The organism is Streptomyces sp. NPDC044061, assembly GCF_056434305.1.
Genome location: NZ_JBWKFL010000170.1, coordinates 1 through 1,582, shown reverse-complemented (window position 1 = coordinate 1,582; position 1,582 = coordinate 1). Strand labels below are relative to the sequence as shown.

Genomic DNA, 1,582 nt, shown 5'->3' with positions numbered 1-1,582 from the left:
CCGCTTTCGGGTCGAGTTCTACGAGTGCCTTTACGCCCGTGCGGATGCGCTCTTCGAGCTCACGGACGCGGTGCTGTGTGCGGACGGGCCGGTGAAGACGCTGGTCGAGCTGTCGCTGGCGGTCGAGCACCGGCGCGGGCACGGGGCGATGTACGCGGCGTTGGACCGGGGCTGGGCGGAGCCGGCCCGGTTGCGGCGCGCGCTGGCGGGCCTGCCGCTGCCAAGGGCAGCCGACGGGCGGATCGTTCTGGCTGTGGACGTGAGCAACTGGCTCCGCCCTGACGCCTCGACCAGCGAGGACCGGCTGTTCTGCCATGTCTACGGACGCGGTGCCCGCAGTCGGGATCAGTTCGTGCCGGGCTGGCCGTACTCCTTCGTCGCCGCTCTGGAGACCGGCCGGACCTCTTGGGTCGCGTTGCTGGACGCCGTGCGCCTCGGGCCGGCGGACGACGCGACCACTGTCACCGCTGCCCAACTGCGCGACGCCGTCGAGCGGTTGATCCAGGCCCAGCAGTGGCGGGCGGGTGATCCGGAGATCTGGATCGTCATGGACTCCGGCTACGACGTCGCCTACCTCTCCCACGCCCTGGCGGACCTGCCCGTCGTCCTGGTCGGACGCCTGCGCTCGGACCGCGTCATGCTCCGCGATCCCGGCCCCGCCCGCTGCGGGCCGAAGGGCGGACGGCCGCGCCGGCATGGCGGCGTCCTGACCTTCGCCAAGCCCGACAGCTGGCACGAACCCGAGGTCACCACCGTCACGGACACCACCCGCTACGGCAAGGCCGAGGCCAGAGCCTGGGACCGGATGCACCCCCGCCTCACCCACCGCGGACCCTGGCTGGACCACGCGAAAGAGGAACTGCCCATCCTGCACGGCACGTTGATCCGTCTGAAGGTCGAGCGTCTGCCGGGCGACCGCGACCCGAAGCCGGTCTGGCTGTGGTGCTCGGCCACCGCCGCGACAGCGGCGGACGTGGACCGCTGGTGGCAGTCCTTCCTCCGCAGATTCGACCTCGAGCACACCTTCCGGCTCATGAAACAGACCCTCGGTTGGACCGCCCCGAAGGTCCGCCACGCGGACACCGCCGACCTGTGGACCTGGCTCATCATCGCCGCCCACACCCAGCTCCGCCTCGCCCGGCCCTTCGCCGAGGACCTACGCCGCCCCTGGGAACGACCGGCCGAGCCCCGCCGACTCACCCCGGCCCGGGTGCGGCGGGGGTTTCGCAACGTCCACGCGACCACGGCCCGTCCAGCGGCCGCACCGAAACCGTCCCGGCCAGGGCCGGGACGGCCTGCAGGCTCGAAGAACAAACACCGGGCCAGGCACCACGACGTCGGCAAGACGGTCAAACGCGCCGAGTCGATCAAGCAACACCAAGCCCGCCCACATTAAACGTCAAGGTTAGAGGTCGTTCTCTTTCCGAACCTCGTGTGCGGATTCCGCTGGTCAGACATGGGATTGCGGCTGTCACGGAACCCTCGACTCGTTGCTGATCAAGTTGCCGTGGGGGTGTCGGATGCCGTCGATGCGGGCGGTTCTGGAAGCGCGGCGGAAGGCCGCGGTAGTGCGGGTGGAGGA

At 70.4% G+C, this 1,582-nt stretch carries 1 protein-coding gene; it reads left to right on the top strand.

Annotated features, from left to right (window positions below; all coding sequences use genetic code 11):
• The coding region (locus tag AC07CM_RS50885; RefSeq protein WP_478883356.1) for an NF041680 family putative transposase at positions 1 to 1,396 on the top strand (1,396 nt) is incomplete at its 5' end.
• Positions 1,397 to 1,582: the final 186 nt, after the last annotated feature.